This is a genomic window from uncultured Campylobacter sp., assembly GCF_937997535.1.
Classification (GTDB): domain Bacteria; phylum Campylobacterota; class Campylobacteria; order Campylobacterales; family Campylobacteraceae; genus Campylobacter_B.
Genome location: NZ_CALKTT010000086.1, coordinates 1 through 19,701 on the forward strand (window position 1 = coordinate 1; position 19,701 = coordinate 19,701).

General features: G+C 45.6%; 18 protein-coding genes and 1 pseudogene. 16 read left to right on the forward strand and 3 right to left on the reverse strand.

Annotated elements, in window-relative coordinates; genetic code table 11:
* From Q0117_RS08085 to Q0117_RS08160, 16 genes and pseudogenes are all read left to right on the forward strand, one after another.
* A pseudogene (locus Q0117_RS08085) lies at window positions 1-254 on the forward strand (carbamoyltransferase HypF); the annotation flags it as partial.
* Window positions 255-849: 595 nt separating this feature from the next.
* Complete coding sequence (gene nikR / locus Q0117_RS08090) at window positions 850-1,281, forward strand: nickel-responsive transcriptional regulator NikR (RefSeq protein ID WP_297924428.1); 432 nt, start codon at window positions 850-852, stop codon at window positions 1,279-1,281.
* Window positions 1,282-2,037: 756 nt separating this feature from the next.
* Window positions 2,038-2,880 carry a hydrogenase nickel incorporation protein HypB gene (hypB, locus tag Q0117_RS08095; protein ID WP_297924430.1) on the forward strand — a complete coding sequence of 281 codons (843 nt, stop codon included), beginning with the start codon at window positions 2,038-2,040 and terminating at the stop codon, window positions 2,878-2,880.
* Window positions 2,880-3,170 (forward strand): HypC/HybG/HupF family hydrogenase formation chaperone, encoded by a 291-nt coding sequence (locus Q0117_RS08100; protein ID WP_297924431.1) that lies wholly within the window; start codon window positions 2,880-2,882, stop codon window positions 3,168-3,170. Before hypB ends, Q0117_RS08100 begins: the two co-directional genes overlap by 1 nt.
* A 2-nt stretch (window positions 3,171-3,172) precedes the next feature.
* Window positions 3,173-4,918, forward strand: coding sequence for a DUF262 domain-containing HNH endonuclease family protein (locus Q0117_RS08105; RefSeq protein WP_297924433.1), 1,746 nt, complete (start codon window positions 3,173-3,175; stop codon window positions 4,916-4,918).
* The gene (gene hypD / locus Q0117_RS08110) at window positions 4,896-5,993 is read left to right on the forward strand and encodes a hydrogenase formation protein HypD (RefSeq protein WP_297924435.1); all 1,098 of its coding nucleotides are present in this window, start codon (window positions 4,896-4,898) and stop codon (window positions 5,991-5,993) included. Before Q0117_RS08105 ends, hypD begins: the two co-directional genes overlap by 23 nt.
* 185 nt (window positions 5,994-6,178) lie before the next feature.
* A complete protein-coding gene (gene hypE / locus Q0117_RS08115; protein WP_297924437.1) occupies window positions 6,179-7,363 on the forward strand; it encodes a hydrogenase expression/formation protein HypE in 1,185 nt (394 codons plus the stop codon).
* Between the two features lie 110 nt (window positions 7,364-7,473).
* Complete coding sequence (locus tag Q0117_RS08120) at window positions 7,474-8,031, forward strand: hydrogenase maturation nickel metallochaperone HypA (RefSeq protein ID WP_297924439.1); 558 nt, start codon at window positions 7,474-7,476, stop codon at window positions 8,029-8,031.
* Window positions 8,032-8,797: 766 nt separating this feature from the next.
* Window positions 8,798-9,565 carry a hypothetical protein gene (locus tag Q0117_RS08125; RefSeq protein WP_297924441.1) on the forward strand — a complete coding sequence of 256 codons (768 nt, stop codon included), beginning with the start codon at window positions 8,798-8,800 and terminating at the stop codon, window positions 9,563-9,565.
* A gap of 243 nt (window positions 9,566-9,808) precedes the next feature.
* Entirely contained in the window at window positions 9,809-10,855 is a 1,047-nt protein-coding gene (locus tag Q0117_RS08130; protein ID WP_297924443.1) for an ABC transporter substrate-binding protein, read from the forward strand.
* Window positions 10,855-11,835 carry an iron ABC transporter permease gene (locus Q0117_RS08135; protein WP_297924445.1) on the forward strand — a complete coding sequence of 327 codons (981 nt, stop codon included), beginning with the start codon at window positions 10,855-10,857 and terminating at the stop codon, window positions 11,833-11,835. Before Q0117_RS08130 ends, Q0117_RS08135 begins: the two co-directional genes overlap by 1 nt.
* A complete protein-coding gene (locus Q0117_RS08140; RefSeq protein ID WP_297924447.1) occupies window positions 11,819-12,583 on the forward strand; it encodes an ABC transporter ATP-binding protein in 765 nt (254 codons plus the stop codon). The genes Q0117_RS08135 and Q0117_RS08140 overlap by 17 nt, the downstream gene beginning before the upstream one ends.
* 487 nt (window positions 12,584-13,070) lie before the next feature.
* Window positions 13,071-13,664 (forward strand): hypothetical protein, encoded by a 594-nt coding sequence (locus tag Q0117_RS08145; RefSeq protein WP_297924449.1) that lies wholly within the window; start codon window positions 13,071-13,073, stop codon window positions 13,662-13,664.
* 108 nt (window positions 13,665-13,772) lie between these two features.
* Window positions 13,773-14,468 carry a hypothetical protein gene (locus Q0117_RS08150; protein WP_297924451.1) on the forward strand — a complete coding sequence of 232 codons (696 nt, stop codon included), beginning with the start codon at window positions 13,773-13,775 and terminating at the stop codon, window positions 14,466-14,468.
* Window positions 14,469-14,566: 98 nt separating this feature from the next.
* On the forward strand, window positions 14,567-15,211 hold the full coding sequence (locus Q0117_RS08155) for a hypothetical protein (protein WP_297924453.1): 645 nt from the start codon (window positions 14,567-14,569) through the stop codon (window positions 15,209-15,211).
* A 149-nt stretch (window positions 15,212-15,360) separates the two neighbouring features.
* Entirely contained in the window at window positions 15,361-16,143 is a 783-nt protein-coding gene (locus Q0117_RS08160; protein ID WP_297924454.1) for a hypothetical protein, read from the forward strand.
* Window positions 16,144-16,376: 233 nt separating this feature from the next.
* On the opposite strand, the gene Q0117_RS08165 is transcribed toward Q0117_RS08160, so the two are convergent.
* The 3 genes from Q0117_RS08165 to Q0117_RS08175 all read right to left on the reverse strand — a co-directional run.
* Entirely contained in the window at window positions 16,377-17,468 is a 1,092-nt protein-coding gene (locus Q0117_RS08165) for an ABC transporter permease (protein WP_297924456.1), read from the reverse strand.
* A complete protein-coding gene (locus Q0117_RS08170; RefSeq protein WP_297924458.1) occupies window positions 17,465-18,967 on the reverse strand; it encodes a hypothetical protein in 1,503 nt (500 codons plus the stop codon). The genes Q0117_RS08165 and Q0117_RS08170 overlap by 4 nt, the downstream gene beginning before the upstream one ends.
* Window positions 18,964-19,701: ABC transporter permease (locus Q0117_RS08175; protein ID WP_297924460.1), on the reverse strand; the 738-nt coding region annotated here is incomplete at its 5' end. The genes Q0117_RS08170 and Q0117_RS08175, both read right to left, overlap by 4 nt.

Sequence of the window (19,701 nt, forward strand, 5' to 3'; positions counted from 1 at the left end):
GCGATGAGCCGCGCTTGGCCGCGACGAAATTTATAAACGCCATCGCAAATTTCATCACCGATTTCGCCGAGGGCTTAGGTCTCGAGGTCGCGCTAAGCGGCGGGGTCTTTCAAAACGCGACGCTTCTAAATCTTACGTGCGAAAAGCTGCGCGCGCGGGGCATCAAATTTCATCTAAACCGCGAGATTCCGTGCAACGACAGCGGCATCGCATACGGGCAGCTCGCGGCGTATCTAAGCGAAATTTCGCGCTAAGCTCGTCCACAAAAAAATGCAATTATAGCCGTTAAGCTCGCTCTTTGTAAAATTTATTAGTCTCATCTCACCGCTAAATTTATGAACTCTGCACCCTGCTTGCGCTTTGCGCAAATTCTAACGCTACGGCGATAAAATCACGCAGCTAGCTTTTCTAAAATCGCAAAATTAGCGAACAAATTTACGCCTTGCCGTCTTCATATGTCGCAGCCGAAACGTTAAAATTTTAAAATTTAACGGCGCGCCCACGCTATCGCTATAGCATCACGCGCACCACTATGGTAATCGATGCAAAATTCTACCGCGGCGCGTAGCTAGATACTGCGCAAATCCCAAGCCAAGACGCTATTTAGCGCCCGCCTCTTAAATTTGGGCGTAAAATCGCGATGCGGTAGAATTTAAAACAACTTAGCGCCATAAAATTTCATCGCGCTAGCACTAAAATACAACGCGAAATCGCGAGCAAAATTTCAAAATACGCACGATGCTTTGGAGCTTTAAATTTTAAAAAATAGGTCGAATTAGCGCAAAATTCTTACTATTTGAGCGGAATTTCGGTAAAATTACGTTCAAAATACGCGAAATGAGGGGAGCTATGAAAAAAGAGGAAAAAGAGGGCGCCGTAAGATTTAGCATTTCGCTGCCGACGAAGCTTTTTGAGGATCTCGATGAGATGGTGCGCGCCAAGCAATACCTAAGTCGCAGCGAGTTTATCCGCGATCTCATACGCGAAAAGATGGTCGAGGGCGTACTTCACGGAGATGGCGAGGATGACTGCGTGGGCGTGCTTTGCATCGCTTACGATCATCACCAAAGCGATCTGATCGAGCAGCTCGTAGAGATCGAGCATCACGCAAATGTCACCATCGTCAGCACCAGCCACTTCCACATCGACGAGCGCCACTGCTTCGAGGAGATCACGATGCGGGATAAAATTTCAAAGATTGAGCGGCTCGGCGCCAAAATCGGCGCGCTAAAAGGGGTGAAATTTTCCAAGCTCGTAAAGGCGGTTATCACCGAAGCGTAGGGCTTTTGCATGTTTTTGAAAACAGCGCGTCGCGTTAAATTTGCGCGCTTCTATTCGTGCGCTTCTAAATTTAAACGCAGGCTGCGCGACTTTTTTTGCGAGTTGTGCAGCGCGATTCTCGATCGAGTGGAGAATTCGGGTGGCGCGGCTGCGCAAGGCGTGCAAATAAAATTTGTTTAAATTTTACGCGGCAAACGAAAGCGCAAATTTTATAAATTTTAATCAAAAGCGCTCTTGCCGCGGGTTGAAATTTACGCACTGGCGCAAGATCGGCGCAGCTCGCGACTAAATTTTATAGGCGCCGCTTTCGTGTCGCATTTGCAAAGCCGAGCTAGCGTAAAATCTATATTAAAATGGTCGCTGCATTGATATTCGGCACGCCTGCGATCACGCGCGAGATTTAGAGCGCCGGATAAAATCAGCTCGCAAGCCCTGAATTTCGCTCCCCTATCTACAGCGATCTTTAAGTTTGTTTGAACCCTTGCGAGCTGCGAGGTCTAAATTTAGAGAGCGCGGCTCTGCAATTTGCAGGTAGGCGATTCAATTTAAAGCAGTGCTTTACTCGCGAGCTTTAAAAATTTTACGTCGAGCCTTCGCAAACAACGCATGAAATTTAGATAAAACCGAAGCGCATAAATTTCAAGCCCGTTAAATTTCATAAAATTTCGCATCTTAATATAAAATTTATCAAATTTACGCCATTTAAAGCAAAAACGTGGTATTTTACGCGCAAAATTTATTATCCAAGGAGAAAAAATGTGTAAAGATTGCGGCTGTTCCATCGGCCACACTCACGAAGCGGGCACCCATTCGCACGCAGATATGACACACGAGCATGTCCATACCCACGCGGACGGCACCGTCCACTCCCACGCCCATATGCATGAGGCGGGGGTCGATCACGAGCACGACGCGCACGATAACATCCACGCAAATGCCGCTATCAGCGATGCCAAGACGATCGAGGTGATGAGTAAAATTTTAAGCGCCAACGACGAGGAGGCCGCTCACAACAGAGCCCATCTGGATGAGGATAAAATTTTATGTCTAAATTTGATGAGTAGCCCCGGTAGCGGCAAGACGACGCTACTTGAGGCTACTATCAAAAGCGGCAAATTTAAAATCGGCGTCATCGAGGGCGATCTAGAGACTAACCGCGATGCCGATCGCATCATAAAAGCGGGCGCGCAAGCCCATCAAATCAGCACTGGCGAGACCTGCCATCTGGATGCCTTTATGGTTCACGAGGGGCTTCATCATATCGATACGAAAGGCTTGGATCTGGTTTTCATAGAAAACGTCGGAAACCTCGTCTGTCCGGCGGCATTTGACGTGGGCGCGCACCTGAACGTGGTGCTTCTAAGCGTGCCCGAGGGCAGCGACAAAATCGCAAAATATCCAGTGATATTTCGTCGCGCAGACTGCGTCGTAATCACCAAAACCGCGCTGCTACCGCATTTTGACTTTGATATGGAGGAGGTGGTGCGCGAGGTACACAAACTCAATCCAAAAGCCGACGTCATCGCTCTCGATAGTAAAAGCGGCGAGGGCGTGGAGAAATGGCTGAAATTCCTACAATACAAGAAGGAATTTCGTTAATGTGTCTTTCAATCCCTTCAAAAATCATCTCGATCGACGAAAATAATTTCGCGACCGTGGAGACTTTGGGCGTGCGCCGCGGCGTGAGCTTGGATCTGCTTCCCGAGCCCGCGGCGGTCGGGGAGTACGTGTTGATCCACGTGGGCTTTGCGATGGAGAAGATCGATACGCAGCGAGCGAAGGAGAGTATCGAAATTTACGAGCAGATCGCAAAGCAGATGAGTACGAGCGATAATATATTGAATGATGACGCCAAATCAAGCAAGCTATATCAAAATAATAAGGAATAAAAGTGGAAGCTATTGCAAGTAGTTTTAAAAGGATTGTTTCTGACGAAAATTTTTTAGAAGTACCGTTTTTTCAAAGAAAGTATGTTTGGAAAAAGGAGCAATGGGAGCAATTATTTGATGATTTAAAAGCCAGTGTATTAAGTAGGAAAGAACATTTTTTGGGTTCTGTAATTTTAAAAAGAAATAGTGGAAATAGAAATTTTGCAAACATAATAGACGGGCAACAAAGAATAACAACATTTTCTATCCTTATAAAAGCAGCATACGATGAGCTAAAAGATGAGCAAAAGAAGCATTTTGATCCTCTGCTTATAGAAGACTACACTGATAATGATCCAAAAATAAAACATTGCAGAGTTGACCGTAAAATTTATACTCAAATAATACAAGGAGTTTATTCTAGCGGTCAAAAAAATGAAAAAAACCTTAAAGAAGGTTTGTTGGACTGTTTAGAGTATTTTAAGATTAGAATTAAAGAAATAGATGATGTGTTTGATTTTTTGAAATTTATAACTGATAAATCAAAGCTTTTTGTAAAGGTAAATTTGGAGTCTACAGAAGATGAGCAAAAGATATTTGACTCAATTAACTCCACTGGAATGCCTTTAAATGCAACTGATATAATAAAAAATGCTCTTTTTGATAGGATGATTAAAATCTCAGATGAAGAATATGCCTTGGATTTATACGATAAATATTGGCGTAATATTTTTGAGCATGACGATAAGTGCTTGCAGTTTTGGGATTCACAGATAACGACAGGAAGAATCAAGCGTTCACAGAGTGAAATTTTTCTTCATGCTTTTGCTTTAATTATAGGCATTTTTGATACCGATAAGCATTCGCTATCGGATTTAAGTTCTGTTTTTAAAACATATATTCAAAATAAGAGCAAAGAGGAATTAGAAGATTTTCTTGTATTGCTAGCTAAATATGCTCAAACTTATCAAAAACTTCCACAAATTACACAAAATATTTTGTTTGATTTTGATGAATATGAAAATAGATTTTTCCACTTAGGATATTGTTTTGGTATTAATTCTTTTTTACCGCTAGTTTTATTTTTAAAACAAAATTTAGAAGAAGATGAGTATAAAAAGGCGCTTTATTTGCTTGAAATGACTGTTTTATGTGTATCTGAAACCAAAAATTACAATAAATTCGTAGCAGACATAATTAGTAATTTACAAAATAATTTAAAAAATACTTACATATATATTAGGGAGCAAATTAAAAAATATTATGTAAAATTCTTTGAACATAGCCAAATAGAAGAATGGCTCAATAATATAGAAAATAATGATGCAAAAGTTGTTTTATTTTGGATAGAGCTCTATAGACAGCGTGAAGCAAAAGATTATAAAGACAAGACTGGTTTATGTTACATTTATACACTTGAACATTTAGCACCTCAGAAATGGCAGGAAAATTGGAGTGATATTTTTAAAAATGAAGAAGAAGCTGATAAATTTATATATAAAATAGGAAATATGACACTTTTAAAAGGCAGATTTAATACTGCTTTGCAAAATGCCGCATGGACAGACAAATTAAACGGAAATAATAAATACAAGCATTATATTAAAAAATATGCAGATTTAATTATTAACAAAGAGTTGCTTAATATCACACAATGGAATAAAGCAACAATAGAACAAAGAACTGTAAAAATCATTAACGATTTTTATAAAATTTGGAATGTTAATATTTTTTTGGAAGAAAATAATGGATCTAATCAAGGATTTTAGGGATAAGGAGCTGATTTTAGCGCTTAGCAAGCTGATAATTTCTAAAAGCAAAAAGCCGCTAAATATTATGGAGATTTGCGGCGGACACACGCACTCAATCATGAAATTCGGCCTTCCGAGCCTTGTCGGCAAAAATATAAAATTTATCCACGGCCCGGGCTGTCCGGTGTGCGTGATGCCGCGCAGTCGCATCGACGAGGCGATCAAGCTCGCCGCGATGCCGCAGAGTATTTTTTGCACTCTAGCAGACATGCTTCGAGTTCCTGGCTCTCGCACCAGCTTACAGAAGCTGCGCGGCGAGGGGCACGATATCAGAGCACTTTATAGCCCGCTTGATTGCATAAAGATCGCGCAGGAAAATCCGGAAAAAACGGTGATATTTTTTGCGATCGGTTTTGAGACTACGACGCCGATGAGCGCCGTGCTGATCAATAAGGCGCTAAGCTTGGGGCTAAAAAATCTCTTTTTTCACATCAACCACGTAACGGTGCCCGCTCCCGTGCGAGCGATCTTAGACGACTCCGACGTGCAGATAGACGCGTTTTTAGGGCCTAGCCACGTAAGCGTGATCACCGGCGCGAAGGTCTACGAGAGCATCGCGCACGACTACAAAAAACCGATCGCCGTAAGCGGGTTTGAGCCGCTTGATATAATGGCGGGCGTGCTAAATTTGGTCGAGCAGCAAAACGCCGGCACCTACGAGGTTTTCAATGAATACGAGCGCGTCGTAAAAGAGGGCGGCAATCAAAAAGCGCAAAATTTGATAGATAAATATTTTGAAATTTGTGATTTTCCGTGGCGAGGGCTCGGCGAAATTCCAAAAAGCGGCATGAAGTTGCGCCCGCAGTACGCGGCGCTGGATGCCAGGGTGCAGTTTGATTGCAGCGTACAGAGCGCTCCCGAGAGCAAGGCCTGTATCTGCGGCGAAATTTTACGCGGCAAAAAAAGCCCCTATGATTGCAAGGTTTTCGGCAAGCACTGCACGCCTCAAAACCCGATAGGATCGTGCATGGTCTCAAGCGAAGGGGCGTGCGCGGCGTACTATAAATACGGCGACGTCAAAAACGCCGGCTAAATTTTGCGCGCGGTATTCGGCTAGCAGAGCGTAAATTTTAAAATAAGTCATGCTTTAAAATTTTAACCGAAGCGGAATCGTTGCGCTAAATTTGCTTTGAAATTTTGCGCGGCGCCGTAGCGGCACGGCTTGTTCGGCTGCGCAATACGGGCTTATAAATTTAAAACCGAGCGAAAGGGAGAAATTTGAACGAAACTATACTTTTAAGCCATGGCGGCGGCGGCGAGGAGATGAATAGGCTCATCAACGAGACGATCTTCGCGGCGTTTGATAATGAAATTTTACGCGCGAACAACGACAGCGCGATACTAAATTTGAACGCAGAGGCGGGTTTTGACCGCGCGGCGAACTCTGCTTTGAATTCGGCGGCTAGTTTCGGCGGCGAGCTAGCTTTCAGCACCGATAGTTTCGTGGTTACGCCGCTGTTTTTTAACGGCGGCGACATCGGCAAGATCGCCGTTTGCGGCACCGTCAACGACCTTGCGATGGTGGGCGCAAAGCCGCTGTTTTTAAGCTGCGCGCTCATCATCGAGGAGGGGCTTAGCCTAGGCGAGCTGCGACGCATCCTAGACTCGATGGCAAGCACCGCGCGAAACTGCGGCGTTCGCATCGTTTGCGGCGACACAAAGGTCGTGCCGCGCGGCAAATGCGATAAAATTTTCATTAACACTAGCGGCATCGGCCGTGTTTTGCGACCTGCGCGCGTGCAAAACATCAAAGCGGGCGCAAAAATCCTCCTTAGCGGCGACATCGGGCGGCACGGGGCGGTGATACTCGCGGCACGCGACGAGATCGCGCTAAGCAGCGAGCTACAAAGCGACTGCAAACCGCTTTGTGCTGCGGTAGAAAAGCTGATCTTGCAAGGCGTGAAGATCCAAGCGATGCGAGATGCGACGCGCGGCGGGCTTAGCGCGGTTTTGAACGAATTTGCAAGCTCCAGCGGGCTTGAATTTTTGGTTCGCGAAGAGGATATCAAAATCAGCGACGAAGTAGTTGGCGTGTGTGAGCTGCTGGGTTTCGAGCCGTACGAGCTTGCAAACGAAGGCACTTTCGTAGCGGTCGTAGAAGATGATGCCGAGGCGGATAGGGCGCTTGAGATACTGCGCGAATTTGACGCAAACGCCGCAATCATCGGCGAGGTACGCGAAGTAGGGCACGGTGGAGGCGAATTTGAGGGTACTTTGACACCAAAGCTTAGCGTGCAGGACGAATTTACGGGTGCGAGCGACGCGGGCGCAGTATTAGAAAATAGGGCGGGGCAATTTAAAGCTCCGTATGCGGCAAAAGGGCGAGTGATTTTGCAAAACTCCTATGGCTCGCAGCGATTTTTGGAACTTCCAAAGGGCGAGCTACTGCCGAGGATTTGTTAAATTTGCGTGCAAATTCGGCAAATTTGAGCTTAAATTTCAGGGTACGTTTTTTAAATTTACAACGAAATTTCGCATAAAATACGGCGCGGCCGTAAAATTTAGAGGTAAAAATGCATGAACTATCGATCGTAGCGGATCTTGTGGCGCTATGCGAAAAGGCGCTAAACGCCGAAATAGCAAAGAAAAAAGGCACGGCCGAGCAGGGCGATAAAAATCACTGCGACATCGCCGATACCGTTAGAAATACAGACTCTGCAAATGTCGGCACAATTGGGGCTAAGAATGCCCAAAACACTGGCGTTGCGGATATGGGCCTGAACCATAAAACCGCAGTTTTTGCTGAAAACTTGAAAGCAAGTCTACAGGCATCTTATGATACACCTAGCGCAAAAAGTCCGCAGATAAGGGAACTGCATGTAAAAATAGGGCGGCTAAGCGGCGTGGAAGCGCATTATCTGCAAAACTGCTACGAAGTCTTTCGCGCAGGCACCGTCTGCGAAAATGCGGATCTCGTCATCCATACCCAAGAGATCGTCGTAAAATGCAAAAACTGCGGTTTTAGCGGAGATTTGACGCAGAACGACTTTTCTTGCCCGCGCTGCAAAAGCTCCGAAATCAGCGTAATCGACGGCGAAGATATGTATCTAATGCGCCTGGTTATTGAGTAAAAGAGAGCGTTTTCTAGGCGCAATAAACTTCCCATATTTCAAATTTTAAACTATTACACATAAGCGAAATTTTCATTTCCACCCAATTCAGATATTTAGCTATTTTAGTTCTTGCAGAAAATACGTTTATCCTGCCGATTTCATTTGAAGTCACGGATAAATTATTGAATATAGATTTATGTAAAAATTCTTCTAATAAAAACACCAAATGCGTCAAAAATACATGAAATTATTCATATAATTATACGTTAATTTCGTATTGATTTTTTACTTGAAAATTATAGTTTTCAATATAAAATATCTAAAACTATGGGGATTTTGGCGCTTTTCAACACTAATTATCGTATATCGTCTAAAGAACCCAAAAGATTAAATGTAAATTTTCTATCATTAGGTTTTATATTCTGCCTTACTTATCGTTCCATTTAGCTTTTAAATTTAAAATTAATTACTTTATGATATAGACACGCCGCGCAGGATAAAATAAAATTTCATAATTTATAACGCAAAAACCAAATTGCCCTACGTTTACTCGTAAATTGATAATTTGCTGCCCCTATTTTGGAATTCAACCTTTTAAGGCAAAATAGATTAAAATTCCATTCAAATTTTAGCTTACGCCCTCCCCCTCGTATCGCTCTTAGTAAATTTATCGCACTCGGCGCGAAATTTTAAAATTTGGTAACGCGGGGTTTCTAAAATTTATCTAAATTTCAAACCCCGCAAGTATAATCCGCCATAAATTTTAAAAATCCAAAGGCAAAAAATGAATCGCAACACTTTAGACGCCATAAAATTCCGCGGCATAACCTCTAGGGTTTTATCGATCTGCTGCTACCTGATCATTTGGGCTTGTTGCGAGTTTTTGCACGATATTACGATGAGAGGATTTTTTGCCGCCGCAGCCGCAATCGTCGCCGTGATTTTTACTTCGATGGTCTTTAAGCTCTCCGCGACCAAAATGATCTCTGATATCTCCGATAGTAAGGTCTTTAGGGCGTATTTAATTAACTTTATCGCCCGAGTGCTTTGGACTATCGTATTTATTTCGCCTTTACCATACTCTATGAATAATAATATTGTGAGCTTGGAGACTCTAGATTATACCTTACACGAGCAAGGCGGTTCTTTCGTGGAGGCATTCTATTGCATTTTAGCGGCTATGGCTATAGGACTTAATCACTCTATGGAGATTAAAGATACGCAATTTGTTACCATTTGGTATGTAACGATTACAGCGTTTAAGATTATCGGCACCATAGCACCGGCAATAGTATATTGCTACTTAGGAGAAGCCACTAAGAGTAAAATTTTTTATGCTTACGCGTGGTTATATTTTATATGTTTAGTGCTTGTAGAAATCATCAACTCGTTTATTAAACTGCCAGAAATGAGTAGTGCAACTACAGCGTACATGGTACTCGCGGTAATCCTTTTATCTGAAATTTTAGAACTTATCGCTTGGATTAGGATTAAAGGAATTTCAGGCGCGGAGCTTTGGAATAAAAACTTATGGACGACGCCTGCAAAATAAATCAAAAAACCAATCAGTTTCGCTTGGCACCTGGCAGTATCCGATTAGCCTAGAGGAAAAGGGCAAAATTTTTACCAGCAAGATTCTGCTTAAAATCGCAAAATTCTGCCCTACGAAAGCATCTGAAATCCCCCACGAAAAAATGAAATAATTTATATAAAAATTTATCTAGATTTTATGCCGATCGGCTATAATTCAGCTATTCTAATCCCGCATATTTTGCGGAATTTTCAAGGAGAAAAAATGCTTAAACTTCACTCAATCCTTCTTGGTGCAGCGCTTTGCGCTAGCCTGGCTTTTGCAGATCGCACGATTACCGATCAGCTCGGTCGCAAGGTCACAATCCCGGATCAAGTAAATCGTATCGTCGTGCTACACCACGAAGCACTCAATGTCTTAAACGAAATCAACGCCCAAGATAAGGTCGTAGGCATCCTAAAAAGCTGGGAGCAGCGCCTAGGCAAAGAGTATAATCGTTTGGCACCGAGTTTTAAAAACCTACCTAATCCAGGCGATATCAAAGATGTCAATTACGAAGCTCTGCTTAGTCTAAAGCCCGATGCGGTCGTAGTGGTCAACTACTTCCCTAAAGAATATATCGCTAAAATGGAGGAGTTGAAAATCCCAGTCATAGGTATTTCATTTTTCAGCTCTGCACAAGAGGAAAAAGCTAAGCTAAATCCTACCTTTAAAGATGAGCGCGATAGCTTCGCTGCTTACGATGAGGGCTTTTACGAGGGGGTTAAAATTCTAGGCGAACTAAGCAATCACGAAAAGGATGCCGCTGAACTAATAGATTTCGTTAAAAAATCGCAAGCTGATTTAAATGCCAAATTTAGCAATTTTATCGTAGATAAAAGACCTAGAGTTTATATGGCAAATCCCGATCTTACGACCTACGGTAGCGGCAAATATACTGGCGTAATGTTAGCAAGAGCGGGTGCGACAAACGTCGCCGCTGCGGATATAAAGGGCTACAAGCAGGTTTCTCCGGAGCAAATTTTAGCATGGAATCCGCAGATTATCTTAGTGCAAAACCGCTATCCTCAAGTACCTGCCGAGCTTAAAGCAAACCCTGCGCTAAAAGGTCTTAGCGCCGTGAAAGAGGATAGAATTTATCTAATGCCCGAATTCGTTAAAGCCTGGGGTCATCCGACTGCCGAAGCAATGGCGCTTGGTGAGGAATGGCTTGCGATGAAACTTTATCCGCAAAATTTTAAGGACGCAAACTTTGATAAAAAAGTAGAGGAATTCTACGAGAAATTTTACCGCGTCAAATATCAAAAATAATGCTAAACGTGATCCTGCTTCTTTTTTGGGTAGTGCTGGCGATAATCTCGCTCGCTAGTGGGCAGTTTCATATACCGTTAGAAGAAATTTTTAAAATTCTCTTTAGCGGAGGCGGCGATGAAGCCGCCAAAAGTGTGATGCTGGATGTTAGAATTCCGCGCATTCTACTCTCCAGCCTTTGCGGTGGAGCGCTTGCTATCGCGGGTTTGAGCTTGCAGGCGGTATTTAAAAACCCGCTCGTTGGCCCGCACATCGTAGGCGTTAGCACTGCAGCGGCATTCGGCGGCGCGCTTTGTATTTTGCTAGGATTGAGCGGCTTATGGCTTGCGGGGTTTGCATTTTGCTTCGGACTTGCGGCGCTATTTTTACTCTATCTTTTGGCAAAATTCGTAGCACGCGCTGATATTTTCTCACTCATTTTAGCAGGTATAGTCATTAACGGCGTATTTGCCGCGCTTACGAGCTTAGTGCAGTATCTAGCAGACGATGAGGAAGTGTTGCCTAATATCGTCTTTTGGCTACTGGGAAGCTTCGTAAGCGCAGGATACGATAAGGTAATTTTGATGTGCGCGATCGCCCTGCCCGCTTCTGCAGTCTTAATCGCGCTGAGATGGAGGTTTAATCTACTCAGCCTAAATGATGATGATTTGCGCGTGCTAGGCGTGGATGTTAAGTTTCTGCGCTGCACGATCCTAGCGCTTTGCACTGCTCTGATCGCCGTACAAGTTAGCGTCAGCGGAAATATCGGCTGGGTAGGTCTTGTAGTGCCGCACGCCACCAGGCTCATCGCGAGCAGCGACCACGTGAAGCTAATGCCTGCCTGCTTCATCGCAGGAGCGATCTTTATGCTGGCAATCGACGATCTATCTCGCTCGCTAAGTAGCGCCGAAATTCCTTTAGGAATTCTATCCGCTCTCATCGGAAGCCCGATCTTTGCCCTACTTCTAAAAAGGAGTGCCAAAAATGCAAAATCTAATTGAGGTAAAAAATGCTGGCTTTTACTACGAGGCGGAAAAATTCTGCTTTCGCAACTTAAACTTCGAGCTTGCCAGCTCTCAAACATTAGCGATTTTGGGCTTAAACGGGCAAGGCAAAAGCACGCTAATGTCGTGTATGATGGGGATTTTGCAGCCTAAAGAAGGCGAGATCGTGCGCAAGGTAAAATTTGCTTTCTTGCCTCAAAGCTTTAACGTCGCGTTTGATTACAGCGTGCTTGACATCGTACTGATGGGGCGGGTACGCGAGATCTCGCTCTTTTCAAAACCGGGCAAAAAGGATATTCAAATCTGCCTTGACGCTCTGGATACGCTAGGCGTCGCCCATCTGCAAAAGCGCAGCTTTAACGCCCTTAGCGGCGGGCAGAGGCAGCTCGTGCTCTTTGCTAGAGCCCTAGCTAGCGGCAGCGACGTGCTGTTTTTGGACGAGCCTGCCAGCGCGCTTGATATCAAAAACCAAGACCGCGTGCTAAGCCTCATCGCGAATCTGCGCTCAAATAGCGATGCGAGCATAGTTTTTACCACCCATCAGCCTAATCACGCCCTCGCAGTCGCCGATCGCACACTAATCTTGCGAAATGATCTTAGCTACAACTACGGCGCAAGTAACGAAATTTTAACCGAAATCGCGCTTAGCTCGCTCTACGGCGTACAGATCAAAACGGCGGAATTTGACGTTGCGGGCGAGCAAATTCCCAGCATCACGCAAATTTTCAGCGCGCAGGTGAGGTAGCGGCGCGACAAAGCAACTCGTCAATCGGCGTGGAATTTTAAATCGCGAGATTTTATCTTGAGCGAAATTTAAATCGCGAAATTTTGTTTTGAAATGCCGTCTTGAAATTCTGATTAAAATTTTATATCGAGGTTTTGCCATAGAATTCCAGTCTAAATTCCATAGTGAAATTTTACCGCGGAATTCCGAGTAGAAATCTTCATAGCGGAATTCTACCTGCGGTTTGCTGACTTTCAAAGCGTGCTATGAAAGTATGTCGCGCTTGAGATTTTGAAATTTCACAGTGGAATTCTACCCCGCAAATCCATAATCAAAATTCCGTTTTAAATCCCACGGCGAAATTTTATTCTCGCTCTGGTAGAATTCCTGAAATTCCGCAGTCTGCAAGCTTGTTCCGACGAAATTTTGAAATTTTAAATTTAGCTGTTTAATTCCTGCTTTACATCGATTTATGTATACTTCGGGGCAAATTTTTAAAAGGCTTTATATGCAAGATATCGTATCTCGGGCAAGAAAAGAAGGGATGATCAGCACCGGCATCGATCTGTTTTTAGCGGCAGTGCCTGCGACTTTAGTTGCGCTAGATATTGCTACTGGCGGCATGCTAGGGCTTAGCACCAACAAGACGGCTACCTATATCACTGGCGGAATTATTTTTGCTATTTTTTGTGTTTCGGTATTTTTCAGGCTAAGAGCGCTCCGCAAAATTTCAATGCTTAGCGGCATAAAAGCGGTAGCGCTTTACCGCAACTGCGTAATTGTCTGCATCTGTGTCATTGCCATAACAAGCATCTTTTTATCGATTCCTTTATCGATCTCACACAAGCATTTGGCAATGATATTGTGCATTTTGATAGCGTTTGCAGGCGCAATTTACATAGCCGTAGCGTGGTTTTGCATAAATTTTGCTCTAGCGCGCGTAAGCGGCGTGGGGATCTTTGAGACATATGTGTGGCTCTGCGTCATCCTTTTTCCGTTAAATGCACTATACCATTTGATATTCCCCATAACCCTCACAATAACTAGCATCGTGCATCTACTAGCCTGGAGCAAGATAGAAAAGATAAGCGTAAAAGTTTAAAATTTCGCAAATATCTTGTCGCGATAGAATTCCGATCTTTTCGGTTTAATTTATATTTTATGTTTGTTTATATATACTTCGGGTCAAATTTTTAAAAAGGGTTTATATATGCAATTCATTGTATCTCAGGCAAGAAAAGAAGGGATGATCAGCACCGGCATCGATCTGTTTTTAGCGGCACTACCCGTGGTTTTTATCGTAGTAGGCTATGCCTCTTTCAGCGAGCCATGGCGCCTTGACGACGAGATGATAAATTATATCGCTAGCGGAATTTTGATCGCTTTTATTTGTGTTTCAGTATTTTTCAGATTGCAGGCACTCCGAAAAATTTCAGCGCTTAGCGGCATAAAAGCAGCGACACTTTATCGCAACTGCATAATAATCTGCGTCTGCTTTTTTGCGCTAGCGCTCGTGCTCAATTACCTTTATCCGAGAGAGCCTGACGCAGACGGCGGGCAGAGTGATAATCCATTTGCGGCGATATTTGGACTAGCGCTTTTCGCAGGCGTTATTTACATAATCGTCGCATGGTTTCGCATAAATTTCTCTTTGGCGCGCGTAAGCGGCGTAAGTACCTTTCGGACTTATGTGTGGCTTTGCGTGGGACTTTTTGTGCTAAATATACTATGCAACGCAGCGATTATTGCTATAGCTATTTCTGAGCCGCGGACCGAGCAGGTCTCGGCTTTAGCTATTGCTGTCGTAATGCTTAAACTGCTCCTGCCGTTTGCCGCTCTCATAATAACCGGCATCGTGCACCTACTAGCCTGGAGCAAGATAGAAAGGATAAGCGCGGAGGTTTAAATTTTAAATTTCATAAACCTCTTGTCACGATAAAATTTCGCTCTTTTCGGTTTGATTAGCGTTTTACACTTCGGGATAAATTTCAAAAAGGCTTATGTATGCAAGACACCGTATCTCAGGTAAGAAAAGAGGGGATGATCAGCACCGGCATTGATCTGCTTTTGGCGGTGGCGCTCGCGGTTTTTAAAGTAATAGGTCTTGCTTCTGGCGGAATGTTCTTGATAGTCAGCGGAATTTTTATTGCCCTTATCTGTTTCTCGGTGATTTATAGGCTAAGAGCGCTCTGTAAAATCTCTGCGCTTAGCGGCATAAAAGCGGCGGCGCTTTACCGCAACTGCGTAATTCTCTGCATATGCTTCGTGGCGCTTTTATTATTTTATCCGGCAGGTTGTTACAGAGAAGTAACGATGAAAGAGATGATAGAAGAAACTATATGGAATTTAGCGGTGCCCGCAGCCGCAATCTACATAATCGTAGCGTGGCTTCGCATAAATTTCTCTTTGGCGCGAGTAAGCGGCGTGATGATATTTCGGATCTACGTGTGGCTCTGCGCCTTCTTTTTCGCGCTAAATTGGCTATGTGGCGCAGGGCCCTTCGGTTTGGCTACCTCCAAGCCGCAAACTGGCGATTCCGATGCGGCTTTAGTTATCACATCATTTAAGGAATTTTTGCCGTTTGTCGCTCTTGTGATAACTAGCATCGTGCACCTACTAGCCTGGAGCAAGATAGAAAAGCTCGCCTAAGCCGAAGCGCTTTCGTTTTGCGGCGACCACGCCTTTTGCAAGTCTAAACCGTAGCAACGTCCAAAAGCCGCGCGCCATCGGGCGCAGCGTCGCCGCACGCAGCAAAGCCGCAAAATAGCGCGTAAATTTAGAAAATTCAAAGGATAAAAATGAAAGAAATTTCAAAGCAAGATCTGCTTCGCAAGGCGAAATTCCGCGGAGTTTTAGGCGCCGTGATTCTGCTAGGCATCGGCGTAAGCGGCACGGTGGGCTTAAGCAGCATAGACGAGGACGCTGTCGCGATTTTTAGAGTTTTAGCGCTACTAGCGACGCTAGCGATATTTTACGACTGCTTCGTTTGCCTAGAAAAGGCGCTAGGCGTGCGCTTCGTTAAGACCTATAGGCTGATAGAAAGTATCCCAATCGTCGCGATTTTGTGCTACTGCGCCATGGTAGTAGCGCTAAAAGAGGGCGCGATGCTCGATCTACTCTACACCCTGCTCTACGTCCTTTCGACGTGCGCAGCGGTGATAATCTGGGGCGTATTAAACTGCCGCCTAGCCACACTTAGCGGCGTGGATTTATTTAAAATCTACGGCATAGTGGTGTCCGTGGCATGGCCCTGCGAAGCGGTATCGGGCGCGCTAGCTAAAATAGGCGTAATCCTCGCGCTGCCGTATCTAATCGCAGCGTCGCTGGTAACGGCATTTTCGGGGATTTTGCTAATCATAGCGTGGATAAAATTCAACCCCGCAAGGTTATGCGGCGCGGAAAATTCTAGCGAGCTTGGCGGCGCCAAGCTAGGCGCGGACGGCGAAAAACTGAGCATTTACAGCAAACTCGCCGCTTTTAAGAAATCGGATGCGGACGATGCGAAAAAGCCCGCTTCCAAGGCGAGCGCAGATGATACGACCGCCGCAAGACGCCCGGGCAACCCCGGATTTAAATTCTAACTCTACTCGCAATACGGAATTTCGTAAAATTTTTAAAATTTAAGGCGCGGAATTTTATCACGACGCACCAGGCGGAAACACGGAATTTTGATTTAATTTTATCCACTACGAACGCGCAAAATTTATGGCAAAATTCCAAGCCGAAATCCGCGATCAATTTAAAATTTTAAGCAGAAGTTCACGACGAAGCAAAATCCAAGCCAAAATTCCAGCTGAAATTCCGATCTAAATCCCTAGTCCAGCTTATTTCTAAAAAGCGACGCCGCAAAGCTCAACGTACCAAGCCCGATCAGCAGCAGCGGCACGATGAGATGCCACAGCTCGCCTAGGCCCGCGCCCTCCAGATAGATCCGCCACATGCAGTTGTTGGCATAATACATCGGATCTAGGTGCGCGATGTAGTAAAACCACCGCGGCATCGCGTCCGCAGGCGTTATCAGCCCGCTTATCATAATGCACGGCAGCAGGAACAAAAACGAGCTCACGACCGATTGTAGCGAGGTTTTGCAGACGGTCGAGATCACGAGGCCGATGCCTACGTTGCAGGCGCTAAAGATCGCGATGATCGCAAAAAGATGAGCAAAGCGCCCGCGGAATGGAATTTCGAAGTAAAACACGCAGATGAGAAACAGCGCGAGCCCCTGCGCGATCGCGATCAGCACGGGCGGCGTCGCCTTGCCGATTAGCATCTCAAGCGGGTTCGCGGGCGTCATCAGCATCATATCAAAGCTCCCCTCCTCGCGCTCGCGGGAGACGCTAAACGCCGATAGCATCAGCACCTGAATCATCGAAAGCCCCAAAATCATCCCCGTCATGATCGTGTAGCGCGTGATCGTGTTTTCGTTAAAAACATAGCGCGGATTTATACTGATTAAATTGACAAAATGCTGCGAGTTGTACTCCTGCACTATGGCCTGCACGAAGCCGATGACGGTGTTTGCCAAGGTCGTATTGCGCGAATCCGCGATGATCAAAAGCTCATGCGTGTCCTTAAAATCACCGCCGAAATAGATCCCGATGATCGCTTCGCCCTCGCTTACGGCGCGGCGCAGGCAGGCTAGGTCTTTGCAGCCAAGTTCGGTCTTAAACATCGGCGTAGCGGCGATGCTCTGCACCAGCGCGGTGGACGTCGCATCGCGGGCATCGTCCAAAATCGCGTAGCGCACCTGCTCGGGGGTGAAATTCGCGCCGTAGCCGAATATGATCGACTGCACCAGCACCGGCACGATCAGCACCATGCGCGTGCCCTTGTCGCGAAACATCGCCAAAAATTCCTTTTTTATCAGCGCGCGAATTCGAAGCAGGGATTTTCGCAGAGCGTTCATCGCGTGCCCTTTTTAAATTTAATGGCGCCTTCAAATTTAACGCCATGTTCAAATTTAACGGCGCGAGCTTGCGGCACAGAATTTAAAGCGAAATTTAAACGCACCGCGGGCGTCGGTTTAATTTTGCGCGGCTCGGGCGTAAATTTCCGCAGCGCGAGCTTGAGCTTATACGACGCGAACATGAAATTTAAAATTTCAGATCTATTACGCGGCACCTCGGACGCAAATTTCAAAAGCGCAAGTTTAAATTTACGCGGCGGCAAGGAGCTAGAATTTAAAAGCTCTGCCTCTTGCTTTTGCGGCTCGAAGCGGCGTTTTAAGCGCTCTGCGGCGCTAAATTTTAAAATTTCAAACCCGCGCCCAACCGCCGCTTGCAAGCCGAAGCGTCTCGCGCCTAGAAATTTTAAAAATTTTATCGCATGCCTCTTTTGGGTGCAAAATTTCATTCTTTGCACTCCCCGTGAAAGCGAAGCGTTCGTCGCTTGCCCTACTTCATAGCGCGAAATTTTACCGCTTGCGGCTCGAATCAAAGCGGGGTACTTATGCAAGCAAACGGCGTAAATTTCGCTACGCCACGCTTCGTAGTTACGCCGTGTAATCGCGCTGCAAAGCTGCATCGCAAAACGCGATTTAAAATTTAAAAGTGCGCTTATGAGGTTAAATTTGCTAAGCTTTTCTGCGCGCCCTACTTCGTAGCCGTGCCGTGCAGCTACGCTACGAAGTCGCACTATGCGGCGCTGCGCGGAATCCAAACTGCTCACATGATCAAACTTAACCGCACGCCATTTTTCTACCGCGTCGTACGTATGTTGCGAAGTAAGCCGCGCCGCACGCCCTGCTTCGGCTTTATCCGCGCTTAGCGAAGTGCAGCGTAGAGCACGTGTTAAAGCATGGCGTAGAGCATGCAGCGGCTTGTGAATAAACTTTAAAATTTTAAATCCGCACTTCGATATAAAATTTTGTGCGATGTGTGCATAATGCACACATCCGGGCACAAATTTTAAAATTCTAAATCTGTGCTGTGTTATGAAATTTTGCACGGCGTTCGCGAGACGCGCTAGAGCGTGCGTGAATTTTAAAAATCCCATCGCGCGCCCTCTCTCGTAGCTACGTCGTAAGATTGCGCCGCCAAAGCTTGTTTTAATTAAAATTCCAAACCGATTGCACGGCATAGGCGTAAAATTTAAAAATTCCGCCGCTTGTTTTTGCGGCTCGAAGCGGCTTTTTGAGCTTTCTGCGGCGCTAAATTTTAAAATTTCAGATATACGCTCTGCCGCCTGTTTATGCGAGCCAAAATGCCTCGCGCTAAGAAATTTTAAAATTTCAAGCCCGCGCTCCGCTCGCTTGCAAAAAAATTCTAAAAATTTCATCGCGTCCTCTCTTTTGGTGGCGTGAAATTCCGCCATCGATGCCTTGGGCGAAAGCGAAACGTTAATTGCGTCGATTTTTGCGGCACGAAATTTCTCCGCGCAAGCGTAAAGCAAAAATAAATTTTTCATCGTGCGCCCCTTTTTACGCTAAGCACGCACAAGCTGAAAAACAGAACCGCTCCGAGTGCCTGAATGGCGAGGTTTACCCACAGCGTCGCGCTCTGTCCGCCCGATAGGAAGCAGATGCGAAAGGACTCGACCGCGTATGTGGGCGGCAGCAGGTGCCCGATGAAGTTGACCGCCGCGGGCAGTCCGCGCAGATCGAATATCATGCCGCTAAGCAGCGTCACGGGCAGGTAGCCGATGACGATGGCGTATTCCTGCGCTAGGAATTGATTTTTGCAGATCGCCGAGATCAGCATGCCTAGGCAGGTCATCTCCAGCACGAAGACGCAAAGCGTCGCCAGTAGCATCGCCACGCTGCCGCGGATCGGAATGCCTAAAAGTACCTGCCCGTAAACGAGCGTCATCGCACCGCCCAAAAGCGCCAGGAAATAATACGCGCCGACCTTGGCAGTGACGATCTCAAGCGCGCTTGCATTGGAGTTGTAAAGCGAGGCGATCGTGCCGCGGTCCCATTCGCGCGAGATCACGACCGCGACCATAAACAGGCAGATGAGCCCCAAAATCCCCACGTACTCGGCAGATACGAGATACCACGTCGATTCGTTGGCTTCGTTGAACCAGCTGCGATAATTCACGCTGACGGGCCTTGCCGCGGCGTTTAAATTTGCGTTTAAAAAGCCGTAATCTTGCGCCAAAACCTGCTCGATTACGCCTGCTACGTAAACATAGCTAAGAAG